This window comes from Streptomyces sp. NPDC004561 (assembly GCF_053602155.1).
Window position 1 is genome coordinate 1 of sequence record NZ_JBSGDB010000191.1, and the last position, 15,795, is coordinate 15,795.

The window sequence follows — 15,795 nt, forward strand, 5'->3', positions numbered from 1 at the left end:
GCAGAGACCGGCACGTACGGTGCCAGGTCCGCCGCCAGCTCCTCGTGCACCCGGACCTTGAGCAGGGTGCCCTCCGCGGTGTGCTCCTCGGAGATCACCTCGCCCTCGGTGTGGGCGCGGGCGACGAGCTTGCCGTGGGTGTACGGAACGAGCGCCTCGATCTCGACCGAGGGGCGGGGCAGCTCGTTGTCGATCAGGGCGAGCAGCTCGGCGATGCCCCGGCCGGTGCGGGCCGAGACCGCCAGGGAGCGCTTCTCGATCCTGAGCAGTCGCTGGAGCACCAGCGGGTCGGCCGCGTCCGCCTTGTTGATCACGACGATCTCGGGCACGTCGGTGGCGCCTACGTCCCGGATCACCTCGCGCACGGCCAGCAGCTGCTCCTCCGGGTTCGGGTGCGAGCCGTCCACCACGTGCAGGATCAGGTCGGAGTCGCCGACCTCCTCCATGGTGGAGCGGAACGCCTCGACCAGGTGGTGGGGCAGGTGCCGGACGAAGCCGACGGTGTCCGCGAGGGTGTACAGGCGGCCGCTCGGGGTCTCCGCCCGGCGGACGGTCGGGTCCAGGGTCGCGAACAGGGCGTTCTCGACCAGGACGCCCGCGCCCGTGAGGCGGTTGAGCAGGGAGGACTTGCCGGCGTTGGTGTAGCCGGCGATGGCGACGGACGGCACCTTGTTCCGTCGGCGCTCCTGGCGCTTGATCTCGCGGCCGGTCTTCATCTCCGCGATCTCCCGGCGCATCTTCGCCATCTTCTCGCGGATCCGTCGCCGGTCCGTCTCGATCTTGGTCTCACCGGGGCCACGGGTGGCGAGGCCGCCGCCCTTGCCGCCGCCCATCTGGCGGGACAGCGACTGACCCCAGCCTCGCAGCCTCGGCAGCATGTACTGCATCTGCGCGAGCGCGACCTGCGCCTTGCCCTCTCGGGACTTGGCGTGCTGGGCGAAGATGTCGAGGATCAGGGCCGTACGGTCGATGACCTTGACCTTGACGACGTCCTCGAGATGGATCAGCTGGCCGGGGCTCAGCTCACCGTCGCAGATGACGGTGTCCGCGCCCGTCTCGATGACGATGTCGCGCAGCTCCTCGGCCTTGCCGGAGCCGATGTAGGTGGCCGCGTCGGGCTTGTCGCGGCGCTGGGTGACGCCGTCGAGCACGAGCGCGCCCGCCGTCTCGGCGAGGGCGGCCAGCTCCGCGAGGGAGTTGTCGGCGTCCTGCACGGTCCCGGAGGTCCACACCCCGACGAGCACGACCCGCTCCAGGCGGAGCTGCCGGTACTCGACCTCGGTGACGTCCTCCAGCTCGGTGGACAGGCCCGCCACGCGGCGCAGGGCCGCGCGCTCGGAGCGGTCGAACTGCTCGCCGTCCCGCTCAACGTCGATCTCGTGGCTCCAGGCGACGTCCTCTTCCATCAGGGCATCGGCCCGAAAACCCTCGGGATAGGCGTGCGCGAGGCGCTTGGCGTCCTGGGAAGCGGAAGAAGAGGAGGTCATTGGATCCTTACGTCGATGAGAGTGCCGTCTCGGCGTCGGTACGGCGGTCGCGCTGGACCACCCGTATTCCTCAACGTACGAGTACCCCGGGAGATTCCCGTCCCGCGTGTCGCGCCGACCCGAAGATGGTCGCACGAGGCGGCACGTCTCGTCACCGCGTTATCGCCGGGCCCGCGGCCCGGTCGCCCGTGTCATTTCCGGGTCCGCAGCTGGTCCGGCGTGACCGCCTTGGCCGCCGCCGTCGGCTTCCAGTCCGGGTGGCCGGGCATCGGCGGGGTCTTCTCGCCGTACAGCCATGCCTGGAAGAAGCCGCTGAGGTCGCGGCCGGCGACGACCGAGGCCAGGCGGACGAAGTCGCTGGTGTTGGCGGTGGAGTCCCGGTGCTCGCGGACCCAGAGGCGCTCCAGGCGCTCGAACGCCGGGCGGCCGATCTCCTGCCGCAGGGCGTAGAGGACGAGCGCGGCGCCGTCGTAGACGTTGGGCCGGAAGATGCTGATCTTCTGGCCGGGGGCGGGCGGCTTGGGCCGGGCGGGCGGGCCGCCGGCCTCGCGCCAGCGGTCGGAGGCGCCGTAGGCGGCCTTCATCCGGTCCTCCATGGGCCGCTGCGCCTTCTCCTCGGCGTACAGCTCCTCGTACCAGGTGGCGTGCCCCTCGTTCAGCCACACGTCGGACCAGGTGCGGGGGCTGACGCTGTCGCCGAACCACTGGTGGGACAGCTCGTGCACCATGATCGACTCGATGTACCACTTGGGGTAGGCGGGCTCGCTGAACAGGTTCTTCTCGAAGAGCGAGAGGGTCTGCGTCTCCAGTTCGAAGCCTGTGGAGGCCTGCGCCATGAGCACGCCGTAGGTCTCGAACGGGAAAGCGCCGACCTTGCTCTCCAGCCACGCGATCTGGTCGGGCGTCTTGGCGAGCCACGGTTCCAGGGTCTTGCGGTCGGCGCTGGGCACGACGTCGCGGACCGGCAGCCCGTGGGGGCCCTCGCGGCGCAGCACGGCGGAGCGGCCGATGGACACCTGGGCGAGTTCGGTGGCCATGGGGTGCTGGGTGCGGTAGGTCCAGGTGGTGGTACTGCCTACCCGGTCGGTGCCGGCGGGCAGGCCGTTGGCCACGACGGTGTAGTCGTTCGGGGCGGTGATCCGGAAGGTGAACATCGCCTTGTCGGACGGGTGGTCGTTGCACGGGAAGACCAGGTGGGCGGCGTCGGCCTGGTTCGCCATGACGAGGCCGTCGGAGGTGCGCACCCAGCCGCCGTCCTGGTCCTTGGCGGGGAGGGGGTCGCTGGTGTGGCGCACGACGATCCGGGTCCAGCCGCCCCGGTGCAGGGGGCGCTCCGGGGTGACGACGAGGTCCTCTCCGGCGCCGGCGAAGTCCGCGGGACGTCCGTCGACCTCGACGGACTGGACGGTGCCGTGCGCGAAGTCGAGGTTGAGGCGGTCCAGGTCGGCGGTCGTCCAGGCGTCGATGGTGGTGACGGCCTTGAGCGGTTTGTCGTTGGTACCCGGGTAGGTGAGCGACACGTCGTACGACGCCACGTCGTAGCCCGGGTTGCCCAGGTACGGGTAGAGCCGGTCGCCGATGCCCAGGGGCACGGGCGGGGCCGCGGCGGCGAGGAGGCAGACGGAGGCGGCGGAGGCGAGCAGGGCCGCCCTGCGTCGCCGGGCGGTTCTGGGAGCGAGCCGGAGGCGGGGGGTGAGCAGCATGGACCACCGCTACCAGCGCCTGCCTGCCCCCCTGTGGCGGCGCGCGCCCGGCCCACCCGAACGTGTCGGTCCGATGGCGCCGTCTTCAGGAGCCGGGTGCCTGGTGCTGGGCCCGGCTCACGTCGTACACGCCGGGCACGTCCCGCATGGCGCGCATGAGGGCCGGGAGGTGGGCGGCGTCGGGGAGCTGAAGGGTGTAGGTGTGGCGCACCCGCTGCTGGCTGGGCGGCTCCACGGTGGCGGAGACGATCTCGGCGCCCTCCAGGGCGATGGCCTCCGTGAGGTCGGCGAGCAGTTGGGCGCGGCCGAACGATTCGGCGACCAGCGTCACACGGCACTCGGTGGTGTCTCCCCAGCGCACGTCGATCTCCGCGCGCCCCCTGCTCGTCATGTGTGCCACCGCGGCGCACCCCGCGCGGTGCACGGTCACCACTCCCCCGCGTACCGCGAAGCCGGTGATCTCGTCCGGCGGTACGGGCGTACAGCACCCGGCGAGGCGCACGACGGCCCCGGGCCGGTCCACGAGGACGTCGGCGCCCAGGGGGCGGGTCACGGGGGCGCTCTCCGCGGGGCGCGTGGCAGCGGGCTCGGCACGGCTGCCGGCCGGCTCCTCGGCATCCGCTCCGCCGCCGGGGTGCGTCGCCAGCCACCGCTGGATGGCGATGCGGGCGGCGGGGGTGTGGGCGTGCTCCAGCCACTCGCGGGACGGCTCGGAGGCGGGGTCCTGGCCCATGAGGAGCTGGACGGTGTCGCCGTCCTTCAGGACGGTGCTGAGGGTGGCGAGGCGGCCGTTGACCCGGGCGCCGAGGCAGGCGTGCGCGTCCTCGCCGTACTGCGCGTAGGCGGCGTCCACGCAGGTGGCGCCCTCGGGCAGGCCCAGGGTGCCGCCGTCGGGGCGGAAGACGGTGATCTCGCGGTCCTGGGCGAGGTCCTCGCGCAGGGTGGACCAGAAGGTGTCGGGGTCGGGGGCGCCCTGCTGCCACTCCAGGAGGCGGGAGAGCCAGCCGGGGCGGGTGGGGTCGGCGCGCTCGCCGTCGGCGGGGTCGTCGGCGCCGGGGGCGTACGGGTTGCCGAGCGCGATGACGCCGGCCTCGGCGACCTTGTGCATCTGGTGGGTGCGGATGAGGACTTCGACGACCTGGCCGTCCGGCCGGGCGACGGCGGTGTGCAGCGACTGGTACAGGTTGAACTTGGGTACGGCGATGAAGTCCTTGAACTCCGAGACGACCGGCGTCATGCAGGTGTGCAGTTCGCCGAGGACGCCGTAGCAGTCGGCGTCCTCGTTCACCAGCACCAGCAGGCGGCCGAAGTCGGTGCCGCGCAACTGTCCGCGTTTGCGGGCCACGCGGTGGACGGAGACGAAGTGCCGGGGGCGGATGAGGACTTCGGCGGGGATGTCGGCCTCGCGCAGCACACCGCGCACCTCGTCGGCGACCTCGGCGAGGGGGTCGCCCTGGCGGGCGGCGTTCCGCGCGATGAGTTCTCTGGTGTGTTCGTGCTCCTCTGGACGGAGGATGGCGAAGACCAGGTCCTCCAGTTCGGTCTTCAGTGCCTGCACGCCGAGGCGTTCGGCGAGCGGGATGAGGACGTCGCGGGTGACCTTGGCGATCCGCGCCTGTTTCTCGGGGCGCATCACGCCGAGGGTGCGCATGTTGTGCAGCCGGTCGGCGAGTTTGATCGACATCACGCGCACGTCGCTGCCGGTGGCGACGAGCATCTTGCGGAAGGTCTCGGGTTCGGCGGCGGCCCCATAGTCGACCTTCTCGAGTTTCGTGACGCCGTCTACGAGATAACGAACCTCCTCGCCGAACTGTTCCCGGACCTGGTTCAGCGTCACATCGGTGTCCTCGACCGTGTCGTGGAGCAGGGACGCCGTCAACGTCGTGGTCTCGGCGCCGAGTTCGGCGAGGATCAGGGTCACGGCGAGCGGATGGGTGATGTACGGCTCGCCGCTCTTGCGCATCTGGCCGCGGTGCGAGGACTCGGCGAGGACGTAGGCGCGGCGCAGGGGTTCGAGGTTCGCGTCGGGATGGTGGGCACGGTGCGCCTCCACGACATGGCTGATGGCGTCGGGCAGCCTGTCCCGGGTGGCCGGGCCGAGCAGCGCCGCGCGTCCGAGCCGGCGCAGGTCGATCCTGGGCCGGGGCTTCCGGCGGACCGTCGCGGGCGCCACGGACGGTGTCGGCGCCGTGGGCACTACCGGGCCCGGGGTCGCAGGGTTCGTGGCCTCCGCACTCATGGGCACCTCCGGCTCGTGGACCGGCGGACGGAGCCCCAGGGCATGCGCGGCTCAGGGATGGCTACGTTCCCCCGTCCGTGCCGGTGCTTGATGCTATCGAGCCCATCACGTGCGACAGACCGCCTCTCGCCGAGCGTGAAACGGATCACCCATTCGAGCGACGCGAAGAAGGTTTAACGTTTGCGCCAAGTGTGCGTGGCATCGGTCGTGGTTTCGATCCGCACCGGGCCCGCGGAACCGCCGATCCGGGGGCCCCGGCCGTTCGTTGCCGTGTTTTCGCCAGGTCAGCGGAGGGCGTTTTCCAGCCACTCACTGTCGATCTCGCCCTCGGCGACGATCACGGCGGGTCCGGTCATCTCGATCCGGCCGTCGGGCCGCTCGGTGATGACCAGGCGGCCGCCGGGCACGTCCACGGTGTACGTGGCGGGGGTGCCGGTGACGGCCGGGTCGGCGCCGTCGCGGCGGGCGGCGGCCACGGCGACGGCGCACGCGCCCGTGCCGCACGAGCGGGTCTCGCCCGAGCCGCGCTCGTGCACGCGCATGGCGACGTGGCGGGGGCCGCGGTCGACGACGAACTCGACGTTGACTCCGTCCGGGTAGGCGGTCGCCGGGCTCACCGGCGGCGGGGCGTACAGGTTGCCGGCGTGCGCGAGGTCGGCCACGAAGGCCACCGCGTGCGGGTTGCCCATGTTCACGTTGTGCGCGGGCCAGCTGCGCTCGCCGACGGTCACCGTGACGTCCCCCTCGGGGAGGCGGGCGCTGCCCATGCCGACGGTGACGTCCCCGTCCTTGGCGATGTGGACGGTCTTCACGCCCCCGCGCGTGGCGATCGCGAGGTCGCCCTCGGCCACATGACCGGCGTGCTGGAGGTAGCGGGCGAACACACGGACGCCGTTGCCGCACATCTCCGCGATCGAGCCGTCGCCGTTGCGGTAGTCCATGAACCAATCGGCTTCCGCGGCCATCTTCTCGGCCTCGGGGTGCGCGGCGGACCGCACGACGTGCAGCACGCCGTCGCCTCCGATCCCGGCCCGGCGGTCGCACAGGGCGGCGACGGCGGCCGGGGACAGGTCGAGGGCGTTGTCGGGGTCCGGGACGATCACGAAGTCGTTCTCGGTGCCGTGACCCTTGAGGAAGGCGATCCGCGTGCTCACTCCTCGATCGTACGGGGTCGGTACGACAGCCGACGGAGCGCCGGTCCGCGGCCTCGGCTAGCGCAGGCGCGCGACCCGCCACACGGCGAGCACGACCGCCACGGCCACCAGCAGCGCATAGCCGAGCGCGACTCGCCAGTCGGCCCGGCGGCCGGAGCCGCGCGGGGGCAGGCCCGGCCAGGTGTAGCCCACCCGGCGGGCGGCCATCATGCCCCAGCCCGCGGCACAGGAGCAGATCAGCAGGCCGAGCATGGCGATGACCGCGCCGCTGTCGCCGAAGTCGAAGGCGAGCGGGAAGGCGAACATCAGGGAGCCGACGGCGGAGAGTCCCACGATGGGCGCGAGCTGCCAGATGCGCAGCCGGCGCTGCGGGCGCAGCTCGACCTCGACCTCCGGTCCGCTCGCGTACATCTCCTCGGGCGTCGGACCGTCGGCGGTGACCACGCCCACGCTCTCGTCGGGCCCGTCGTCGGTGAGACGGACCTCGATCAGACGGTCCTCGACGAGGTGGTCCTCGGCCAAGCGGTCCTCGTCGAGGTGATCTTCGATCAGGCGGTCCTCGGCCAGGCGATCTTCGGGCAGCCGCGCTTCGCCCGTCAGGGCCTCCGCGAGACGGGCCTCGGCCAGGCGGGCGTCGCCCGAACGGTCTTCGCCACAGCCCGGTCCGTCACCCTCGGTAGTGACGTGCTCGGCACTTTGTGCGGTGTCGCGAGGGCCGGCCTCCATCGCCACGCGCCCTCCCAACTAGGACTCCACTGGTCGATCGAAGCTCGATGATGGCACGGCGCCGAAGGCCGCGATGACCGGCGGCGCATCCCGATGCCATCACGTGATCAGGCTGTGACCGGTCGCTCGACCAACGCCAGGGCCTGTCGCGGAAGTTCTCCGCGGTCGGCGGCGGCCCCGCTCAGCCAGTGCACACGGGGGTCCCGGCGGAACCAGGAGTCCTGACGGCGCGCGAAGCGCTTGGTGGCGCGCACGGTCTCGGCCCGCGCGTCCGCCTCCGTGCACTCCCCCGCGAACGCCGCGAGCACCTGCTGGTAACCCAGCGCACGCGACGCCGTGCGCCCCTCGCGCAGGCCCCGCGCCTCCAGCCCGCGCACCTCCTCGACGAGGCCGTCCTCCCACATCCGGTCGACACGCCGAGTGATCCTGTCGTCCAGTTCCGGACGCGTCACGTCGACGCCGATCTGGACGGTGTCGTAGACGGAGTCGTGGCCGGGCAGGTTGGCCGTGAAGGGCTGCCCGGTGATCTCGATCACCTCGAGGGCCCGGACGATACGGCGGCCGTTGCTGGGCAGGATCGCGCGGGCGGCCTCGGGGTCGGCGGCGGCCAGGCGGGCGTGCAGTGCGCCCGGGCCGCGCAGCACCAGCTCCTCCTCCAGGCGGGCCCGGACCTCGGGGTCGGTGCCGGGGAACTCCAGGTTGTCGACGGCGCCGCGGACGTACAGGCCGGAACCGCCGACCAGCACGGGCCAGCGGCCCTCGGCGAGCAGTGCGTCGATCCGGGCGCGGGCCAGCTTCTGGTACTCGGCGACCGAGGCGGTGACCGTCACGTCCCAGATGTCCAGAAGGTGGTGCGCGATGCCGCCGCGCTCCTCGGGCGTCAGCTTGGCGGTGCCGATGTCCATCCCGCGGTACAACTGCATCGAGTCGGCGTTGACGACCTCGCCGCCCAACTGCTGGGCCAGGAAGACACCGAGATCGGACTTTCCGGCCGCGGTGGGTCCGACGACGGCGATGACGCGGGGGGCGAGGGGTGCGCTGCTCACCGCACCAGTCTCGCAAACCTCCGGGCGGGCTCTCGAACGAGTTACGTGACGGGGCGGTTCCCGGGTCGTTGCCCGAGGAGGTGCCGTCTGCGATCTCCCGGAGGCGGTGACCCGGGCGGCGCAACCGTACGCACCGGGTGACGCGGGAATTCGCCCGCACGAGTACCGTATGGAGTGGAATATGGGCGTGTTTGCACGACTCCTCGGCAGGTCGAAGGCGACTCAGGAGGCGTCGGCCGTCGAGGCGCAGGCCGGCGCGGAGCCGACGGGGGTCACGGCGGAGGAAGCGGAGTCGGCGGAGGCGAAGGGGACCGGTTCGGCTGAGGCCGGAGGCTCGGCGGAGGACGGGCGCGAGAATGTCGCGGCGCGGTCGGGCGCCGCTGCGGACGACGCGTCCGAGGGCACCGGGATCCCGAGGCAGCAGTCCGCCGAGGAAGCCGCCGACAGCGAGGCCGGCGAAGGCGTCCGTAAGTAACTGTCCCGCGAGGGAAGGTGGACCATGGGTCTGTTGGACAACATGAAGGCCAAGCTCGGCCCGGCCAAGGACAAGGTGTCGGACCTCGCGCGGCAGCACGGGGACAAGGTCACGGGCAGCATCGACAAGGCCGCGAAGGCCGTCGACGATCGGACCAAGGGCAAGTACAGCGACAGGATCCACGCGGGCACGGGCAAGGCCAAGGAGGCGATGGACCGCCTGGCGCACAAGGAGGGTCCGGCGGCCACCGGCGACCCGACGACCCCCACCCGCCCTGAGGGCCCACCACCGGCTTCCTGAGTCTCCTGGGCCCCAGGAGCCCGGCTCTGCCGGGACCGGTCGGCGGCACACGGATCAGCGGACGGTCGCGGAGCGGAACTGCTCCCGGCCGTCCGCCGCCTGTTTCGGGCCGCGCCGCAGACGGAACCCGAGCGGGCCGGTACGCCGTTGCGCGCAGTCGCCCCCGGAGCGGCAGCGCGGGGGCCTATCGCCCCGCACCCCGGTCGGCCGTCCGGCATCCGCGTGCTGAGGCGGGCCCGTCCGTCAGGACCAGGTGGCGACCAGGTAGCCCACGCCGTACGGCGCGTCCTCGTAAAGCAGGGCGCCGCTGAGGCCCGCGTTCTCGGCGGCTCCGGCCAGGATCTGCCAGGGGGCGCGGCCGGAGGCCTTCAGCTCGTGGGCCAGGCCGGCGTCGAGCGCCTGGACGGCCGCGATGTCCGCCGTGCCCAGCGCCCGTGCGACCGCCGCGTCGAACGGCGCCGCCCGCTCGTCCAGATACCCCGGCGCCTTGACCGTGCGGCAGGCGCTGGCGTCGCCCATCACCAGCAGCGCCACGCGCCCGGCCCGGGCGCAGATCTCCCGTCCTGCCTCGGCGCATCGCTCGGGCGCGAGCGCCTCCCCGACACCCAGTCCCTCGATCGGCGCGTCCGCCCAGCCGGTCCGCTCCAGCAGCCAGGCGCCGACGGCCAGCGACGGCGGCAGCTCGCGCTCGAGGACGGCGCCCGTGGCGGGCCCCAGCCGTACGGCCACGTCGACCCCGAACCCGCGGAAGGACCCCGGGGTGCCCTGCGCGAACGCCCCGCGTCCGCTCTGTTCGGCCGGCCCGACGACCACCAGCAGGTCGGGGCGGGCGGCCGCGAGCACGCCGAGCGCGTCCGCGCACGCCGTGCGGGCGGCGTCCATCTCGGGTGCGGCACCCGCGGCGACCTCGGGCACGAGCAACGGCGGGCAGGGGCAGACGGCGGCGGCGACAAGCATGATCGGCAGGGTAACGCGGCACCGCCGTGAACCGTCAGCGCGGGCGGCCGGGAGCCGGTGTCAGCCCTGCTTCCCGGCCGCATTGCCGTACTCGAGCTCGGCGACGGTGAACCGGGGGAGGTACGTCTCCCCCAGGCCGTCGCCGACCAGCAGGAAGCCGTCGGCCTGCCGGAAACAGGCGGGTCCGCCGGGGACGGCGCGGATGCGTTGGCTGGCGGCGGGCACGCTCGCCCACCTCATGCAACGCGCCCCCGCGCCCCGGCACCTCGCCGAGCACGCTGCCCGTCCAGTGCTTGCCGTCGCTCGAATAGGCGATCGTACGGCCATGCGGCCGCCGCCTCCGCGTACCTGTCCGGACTGTCGCGGTCAGTCGCAGCCGCACCCGCTCGCGGCGACCGGCAGCGGCGCCGGAACACCGATCTTCGGCAGGCCCAGCATGACCCCGGCGGGCGTGGCGGCCTCGGCCGCGTTGCGCTTCTCCCAGGCGTCCCCCGCGCGCGTGCGGCGCACGTCGAGGACCGGGCCCTCGGCGAGCAGGTGGTGCGGGGCGGCGTACGTCACCTCGACCGTGACCACGTCGCCGGGCCGCACCTCCTGCTCCGGCTTGGTGAAGTGGACCAGCCGGTTGTCGGCGGCGCGACCGGAGAGCCGGTGCGTGGCGCCGTCCTTGCGGCCCTCGCCCTCGGCGACCATCAGTTCGAGGGTGCGGCCGACCTGCTTCTTGTTCTCGTCCCAGGAGATCTCCTCCTGGAGGGCGACCAGCCGCTCGTAACGCGCCTGGACGACCTCCTTGGGGATCTGGCCCTCCATGGTCGCGGCCGGGGTGCCCGGGCGCTTGGAGTACTGGAAGGTGAAGGCCTGCGTGAACCGCGCCTCGCGGACGACGTGCAGGGTCTGCTCGAAGTCCTCCTCGGTCTCCCCCGGGAACCCGACGATGATGTCGGTGGTGATCGCGGCGTGCGGGATGGCGGCGCGGACCTTCTCGATGATCCCGAGGTAGCGCTCCTGCCGGTACGAGCGGCGCATCGCCTTGAGCACGGTGTCCGAACCGGACTGCAGCGGCATGTGGAGCTGCGGCATGGCGTTCGGCGTCTCGGCCATGGCGGCGATGACGTCGTCGGTGAAGTCACGGGGGTGCGGGGACGTGAACCGGACCCGCTCCAGGCCCTCGATGTTCCCGCAGGCGCGCAGCAGCTTGCTGAAGGCCTCGCGGTCGCCGATGTCGGAGCCGTAGGCGTTGACGTTCTGCCCGAGCAGCGTGATCTCGGAGACGCCCTCGGCCACCAGCGCCTCGACCTCGGCGAGGATGTCGCCGGGCCGGCGGTCCTTCTCCTTGCCGCGCAGCGCCGGGACGATACAGAAGGTGCAGGTGTTGTTGCAGCCGACGGAGATCGACACCCAGGCCGCGTAGGCGCTCTCGCGCCGGGTCGGCAGCGTGGAGGGGAACGCCTCCAGCGACTCGGCGATCTCGACCTGCGCCTCCTCCTGGACGCGGGCGCGCTCCAGCAGGACCGGCAGCTTGCCGATGTTGTGCGTGCCGAAGACGACGTCCACCCAGGGCGCCTTCTTCACGATGGTGTCGCGGTCCTTCTGCGCGAGGCAGCCGCCGACGGCGATCTGCATGCCCGGCCGCGAGGCCTTCCTCGGCGCGAGCCGGCCGAGGTTGCCGTACAGCCGGTTGTCGGCGTTCTCCCGCACTGCGCAGGTGTTGAAGACGACGACGTCCGCGTCCCCGTCGGCCCCCTCCGGCGCCCGCACATACCCGGCGTCTTCGAGCAGCCCGGCCAATCGCTCGGAGTCGTGGACGTTCATCTGGCACCCGTAGGTGCGGATCTCGTAGCTCTTGGGTGCTTGAACGTCCACTGCCGGGCTCCGGTCGCTGCTGCTGGTCATGCCTCAAGGGTAGGTGCTCCCGTGACCGCCCCACTCCGTGCTTCCGGGGCCCCCGGGCGGCTTCCCCCGCCACATCGTGGCCGAGGGTCCGCTGCATGATCAGCGCGGAAGCTCAGTGGTCGCCGTCGTCGCGGGGCGTGATGCGGTAGTCGAAGGCGAGCGTCCCGGGATCGAGGGCGGTCGCGCCGCCGTCCACGGTGAGCACGGCCCCGTTGACGTACGACGCGGCCCGGGACAGCAGCCAGCTGATGGCCTCCGCGATCTCGCGGGGCTCGCCCGGCCGTCCCATGGGCAGCAACCTGGTCGCCTCGGCGTAGCCGGCCTCGACCCCGCCGCCGGGCAGCTCCGCCTCCTCGGTGAAGCGCGCCATGCGCCGGTCGGCCATCTCGCTCCGTACCCAGCTCGGGCACACGATGTTGGCCCGCACGCCCTGGCGCCCGTAGTCCACGGCGACGGACCGGCACAGCTGGAGCAGGGCCGCCTTCGACGTGGCGTACGGGGCGTTGCTCGTGCCGTTGCGCAGCGCCGACACCGAGGCCACCGCGACCACCGCACCGCCGCTCTCCAGCAGATGCGGGATCGCCGCGCGCAGAAGCAGCAGCGGACCGGTGACGTTGACGCGCATCACCTCGTCCCAGTCCCGCAGGGACAGGTCTCCGACGGCTCCGCCGCGCCCGACTCCGGCGTTCAGGACCAGCCCGTCGAGCCGTCCGTACGCGGCCAGGGCGGCTCGGAGGAGGCCCTCGGCCGCGGCGGGGTCCCCCACGTCGGACGGATGGGCCAGTGCCCCGGTCTCCCGCTCCAGGCGCCGCAGGGGTTCGGCGCGCCGGCCGGAGACGACCACATGGTGGCCTGCCTCGCGCAGCAGCCGCGCCGTGGCCTCCCCGATGCCCGTGCCGCCGCCGGTCACGACCACGACTCGCTTGTCCGCCACCCCAGTCAGGCCCTTCGTCGAGTTCACCGAGCGGATCCGAGCGTAGGGGCCGCTGATCCACCGCGGGCGACTTCCGGCCGGTTTCCGCCGGAGGCCACGGGCGGCCGCCGCGAAGCCGGCCGGAGGTCGTCAGGCCGCCGGATGCCGGCCGGACGACCAGGTGGGCGGCCCTGCGGCTGAGCGCGCAGGGCGTGCGGAAAGCCGGTGGAGAACCACGGTCCGATCTGTCTAAGGTCGCCGAATGAGTACCCGAACCTTCCGTGTCACCGTCCGCGGTGTCTTCGACGACCTCACCGACGCGCAGCGGGCGGAATTGCTCGCCGACGCCGCCGAACACGACGTGCTGCGCGCGGCCTTCACCCCCGAGGGAAACCTCACCTACGACATCGCCGCGCGGCCGGCCTTCGTCTTCCGCTTCTCCGACACCGGGGAGGAAGAGGAGGACATCCTGGAGGCGACCGAGCGGGCCGAGACGGCGGCCGAGGCGTGGCTGACCGAGCGCGGTTACGGCTTCAAGAACCTCCGGTCCACCGCCGAGGACCTCTCCCAGGCGCCTCTGAGCAAGCGCCAGCGCCGAGCGGCGCGTTCGACCGGGTCATGAAATCGGCGCATAAACTTGAGTAGTCAAGGAGATCGCAATGGTGGCGGGAAATGCGGCGCATGAGTGATGCCCTGGACGCCGCGCTGCGGCTGGTGCGGGCGCAGGCGGCGCTCGTACGGCGGTTCGACGCCCGGCTGAGCGGGCTGGACGGGGTGAGCCTCGCCGACTTCACCCTGCTGCTGCGGCTGGGGCAGGCGCCCGGCGGCCGGATGCGCCGGGTCGACCTCGCCGAGGCGCTGGGGCTGACCGCTTCCGGGGTCACCCGCGGGCTGGCCCCGCTGGAGCGGATCGGGCTGGTGACCCGCGAGCCGGACGCCCGGGACGCGCGCGTCGCCTACGCGTCGCTGACCGGGACGGGCCGGGAGCGGCTGAAGGAGATGCTGGCCACGGCCGAGGAGGCCGCCGCCGAGGTCTTCACCGACCCGGCATGGCACCGGGAGGAGGTCGCGCTGCTCGCGGGTCTGCTGACCCGGCTGGGCGGCACCGGCCTGTCCGCCTGACCCCAACCGGCCGTGCTCCAGGTCACGTTGGGATGTGGCCGGATCATGAGGGTTCCGTAGACGGGGGCGTGGCATGCTCATGGCTCGTCACCGAGTTACCGGTCGGTTCTACCTGCGAGTAGCCCGATCGCCGGTACCTCTCTGCCACCCCCCACCTCACTCAGGACCGACCTTGCGCAGACGCTTGAGGCATCGGCGTGCCCTGCTGCCCGCCTTCGCCGTGACCACCCTCTTCCTCGCCGCGGCCTGCTCCTCGCCCGGGCCGCACGCCGGGCAGCCGACGGCCGCCGGGCACGGAGAGCGGATCGACGCGGCCGCCCGCCCCTCCGACGGCACGGACCAGTCGCTCACCGTCGCCGCCGCTCCGGCCGCCACGGCGACCGCGACGGCGGGTCCGGCCGGCAGCGGGCGGCGCGCCCACAGGACGGCGCTCACCGTCAGCTCGTACGACAGCCGCACCCGGCGTGCCGTCATCTCCGACAGGCCCTCGCACCACGGGAGTTCAACGGCCTCTCCGACCCCCTCCCTCTCTCCTTCTCCCTCCTCCTCTCCCTCCCCTTCTTCCGGCTCGTCCGCCGCGCCGCACGGTGCGGCCGTGGGCGACGTCATCGCCAGTGCGCCCGCGCCCGGGGCGCCGCACGGACTGCTCGCCAAGGTCACCGAGGTGCTCGGCAGGACGGACCACGGCACGGAGGTACAGACGGAGCCGGCCACGCTCAACGCGCTGCTGGCCGACCACACGGCGAAGGGCGCCGTACCGGTCGACCCCTCGTCCTTCGCCGTCGACAAGCTGCTGCCGGACGTGAAGGTGTCCTGGTCGAAGGCCGGCGCCGGGCACGTCGGCCCCAAGGGCGCGACGGTGCCGCTCGGCAGCCTCCGGCTCGACCTGCACGCCGCGGTGCCGACGGCCCCGGGCGCCCCGGCGTCGGCCAGCGCCTCCGTCAGCGGCTTCGTCCAGGTCGCCCCTCAGGTCGACTTCGCCTACGGCGGCACCGGTACCGACGCGGCGCCGGGCTCGGCCTACCTCGGCGTCTCCGGTGACTGGGCCTCCGGCTGGGCGGTCAAGGGCCGGGCGGCCGCGGCCACCGGCACCCCGCTGCGCATCCCGTTCGCCAAGCTGCACGCCGACCCCGTACTCCAGGTCGGCCCGGTGCCCGTCGTCGTCAACCTCGACCTGACCTGCTACCTCCAGATCAGCGGCGACGGACATGTCACCGTCGACGTCCAGCAGGGCCTCAAGGGCGACTTCAAGGCGGGCGGCACCTTCGGCTCGGCCAAGGGCTGGACGCCGGTCAGCTCCTCCGACATGACCAGCACCCCCGTCCGAACCACCGTCACCACCGCGGGGACCGTGAAGACGGCGCTCGGCGCCGAGGCCTCCGTCGGGCTCTACGGCACCGCCGGCGTCACCGCCGACCTGGCCCCGTACCTGCGCGGCGAGGCCTCCGGCACGCTCAACTCCGGCTCCGGCGGCAGCGGGACGAAGGCCCCCGGCGCCTGGAGCGTGTACGGCGGGGTCGACCTGTCCGGCACCCTGCGCATCCAGTTGTCCGTCTTCGGTACGCCGGTCATCCAGCGGAGCATCCCGCTGGGCGCCCTGCACCGCGAGTGGAAACTGGCGGACGGCACTCTCTAGGACCCCCTAGACGCGGGGACCGCAAGCACTGTCCTGCGCCGCCGGTATCCAGCCCTGGCGGCGCAGTACGGCCGACACGTCCGGCGCCCCGTAGTGCTCACCCGAGAGGACCGAGCCCAGGGGCCCCCCGGCGCCCCAGCCCCC

Annotated in this window: 15 protein-coding genes; 5 read left to right on the top strand and 10 right to left on the bottom strand. The window is 72.8% G+C overall.

Annotation, left to right across the window (positions count from 1 at the left end; translation table 11 throughout):
- The 6 genes from hflX to miaA all read right to left on the bottom strand — a co-directional run.
- The coding region (gene hflX / locus ACWEN3_RS23935) for a GTPase HflX (RefSeq protein WP_452974510.1) at positions 1-1,487 on the bottom strand (1,487 nt) is incomplete at its 3' end.
- 191 nt (positions 1,488-1,678) lie between these two features.
- Positions 1,679-3,190, bottom strand: a complete 1,512-nt coding sequence (locus tag ACWEN3_RS23940; RefSeq protein WP_452974513.1) for a M1 family metallopeptidase — start codon at positions 3,188-3,190, stop codon at positions 1,679-1,681.
- Between the two features lie 85 nt (positions 3,191-3,275).
- Positions 3,276-5,429, bottom strand: a complete 2,154-nt coding sequence (locus ACWEN3_RS23945; protein ID WP_452974515.1) for a RelA/SpoT family protein — start codon at positions 5,427-5,429, stop codon at positions 3,276-3,278.
- A 284-nt stretch (positions 5,430-5,713) separates the two neighbouring features.
- Entirely contained in the window at positions 5,714-6,583 is an 870-nt protein-coding gene (dapF, locus tag ACWEN3_RS23950) for a diaminopimelate epimerase (RefSeq protein ID WP_452974517.1), read from the bottom strand.
- A 57-nt stretch (positions 6,584-6,640) separates the two neighbouring features.
- Entirely contained in the window at positions 6,641-7,105 is a 465-nt protein-coding gene (locus tag ACWEN3_RS23955) for a hypothetical protein (RefSeq protein ID WP_452974548.1), read from the bottom strand.
- Between the two features lie 311 nt (positions 7,106-7,416).
- Positions 7,417-8,355, bottom strand: a complete 939-nt coding sequence (gene miaA / locus ACWEN3_RS23960; protein ID WP_452974520.1) for a tRNA (adenosine(37)-N6)-dimethylallyltransferase MiaA — start codon at positions 8,353-8,355, stop codon at positions 7,417-7,419.
- A gap of 181 nt (positions 8,356-8,536) precedes the next feature.
- Between miaA and ACWEN3_RS23965 the strand changes: the two genes are divergently transcribed.
- Together ACWEN3_RS23965 and ACWEN3_RS23970 are read left to right on the top strand one after the other, a co-directional pair.
- Complete coding sequence (locus ACWEN3_RS23965) at positions 8,537-8,830, top strand: hypothetical protein (protein WP_452974523.1); 294 nt, start codon at positions 8,537-8,539, stop codon at positions 8,828-8,830.
- Positions 8,831-8,854: 24 nt separating this feature from the next.
- The gene (locus ACWEN3_RS23970; protein ID WP_452974525.1) at positions 8,855-9,130 is read left to right on the top strand and encodes an antitoxin; all 276 of its coding nucleotides are present in this window, start codon (positions 8,855-8,857) and stop codon (positions 9,128-9,130) included.
- A 243-nt stretch (positions 9,131-9,373) separates the two neighbouring features.
- Here ACWEN3_RS23970 and ACWEN3_RS23975 read toward each other — a convergent pair whose 3' ends face one another.
- The 4 genes from ACWEN3_RS23975 to ACWEN3_RS23990 all read right to left on the bottom strand — a co-directional run bounded on the left by ACWEN3_RS23975 (position 9,374) and on the right by ACWEN3_RS23990 (position 12,914).
- Positions 9,374-10,087 (bottom strand): class III extradiol dioxygenase subunit B-like domain-containing protein, encoded by a 714-nt coding sequence (locus ACWEN3_RS23975; RefSeq protein WP_452974528.1) that lies wholly within the window; start codon positions 10,085-10,087, stop codon positions 9,374-9,376.
- A gap of 60 nt (positions 10,088-10,147) precedes the next feature.
- Positions 10,148-10,312, bottom strand: a complete 165-nt coding sequence (locus tag ACWEN3_RS23980; RefSeq protein WP_452974531.1) for a hypothetical protein — start codon at positions 10,310-10,312, stop codon at positions 10,148-10,150.
- Positions 10,313-10,453: 141 nt separating this feature from the next.
- The gene (gene miaB, locus ACWEN3_RS23985; RefSeq protein ID WP_452974534.1) at positions 10,454-11,980 is read right to left on the bottom strand and encodes a tRNA (N6-isopentenyl adenosine(37)-C2)-methylthiotransferase MiaB; all 1,527 of its coding nucleotides are present in this window, start codon (positions 11,978-11,980) and stop codon (positions 10,454-10,456) included.
- 112 nt (positions 11,981-12,092) lie between these two features.
- Positions 12,093-12,914, bottom strand: coding sequence for an SDR family NAD(P)-dependent oxidoreductase (locus ACWEN3_RS23990; protein WP_452974536.1), 822 nt, complete (start codon positions 12,912-12,914; stop codon positions 12,093-12,095).
- A gap of 241 nt (positions 12,915-13,155) precedes the next feature.
- Here ACWEN3_RS23990 and ACWEN3_RS23995 point away from each other — a divergent pair, with 241 nt between their 5' ends.
- The 3 genes from ACWEN3_RS23995 to ACWEN3_RS24005 all read left to right on the top strand — a co-directional run bounded on the left by ACWEN3_RS23995 (position 13,156) and on the right by ACWEN3_RS24005 (position 15,651).
- Positions 13,156-13,515, top strand: a complete 360-nt coding sequence (locus ACWEN3_RS23995; protein WP_452974539.1) for a DUF6204 family protein — start codon at positions 13,156-13,158, stop codon at positions 13,513-13,515.
- Positions 13,516-13,574: 59 nt separating this feature from the next.
- Positions 13,575-14,015 (top strand): MarR family winged helix-turn-helix transcriptional regulator, encoded by a 441-nt coding sequence (locus ACWEN3_RS24000; protein ID WP_452974542.1) that lies wholly within the window; start codon positions 13,575-13,577, stop codon positions 14,013-14,015.
- Between the two features lie 184 nt (positions 14,016-14,199).
- Positions 14,200-15,651, top strand: coding sequence for a hypothetical protein (locus tag ACWEN3_RS24005; protein WP_452974545.1), 1,452 nt, complete (start codon positions 14,200-14,202; stop codon positions 15,649-15,651).
- Positions 15,652-15,795: the final 144 nt, after the last annotated feature.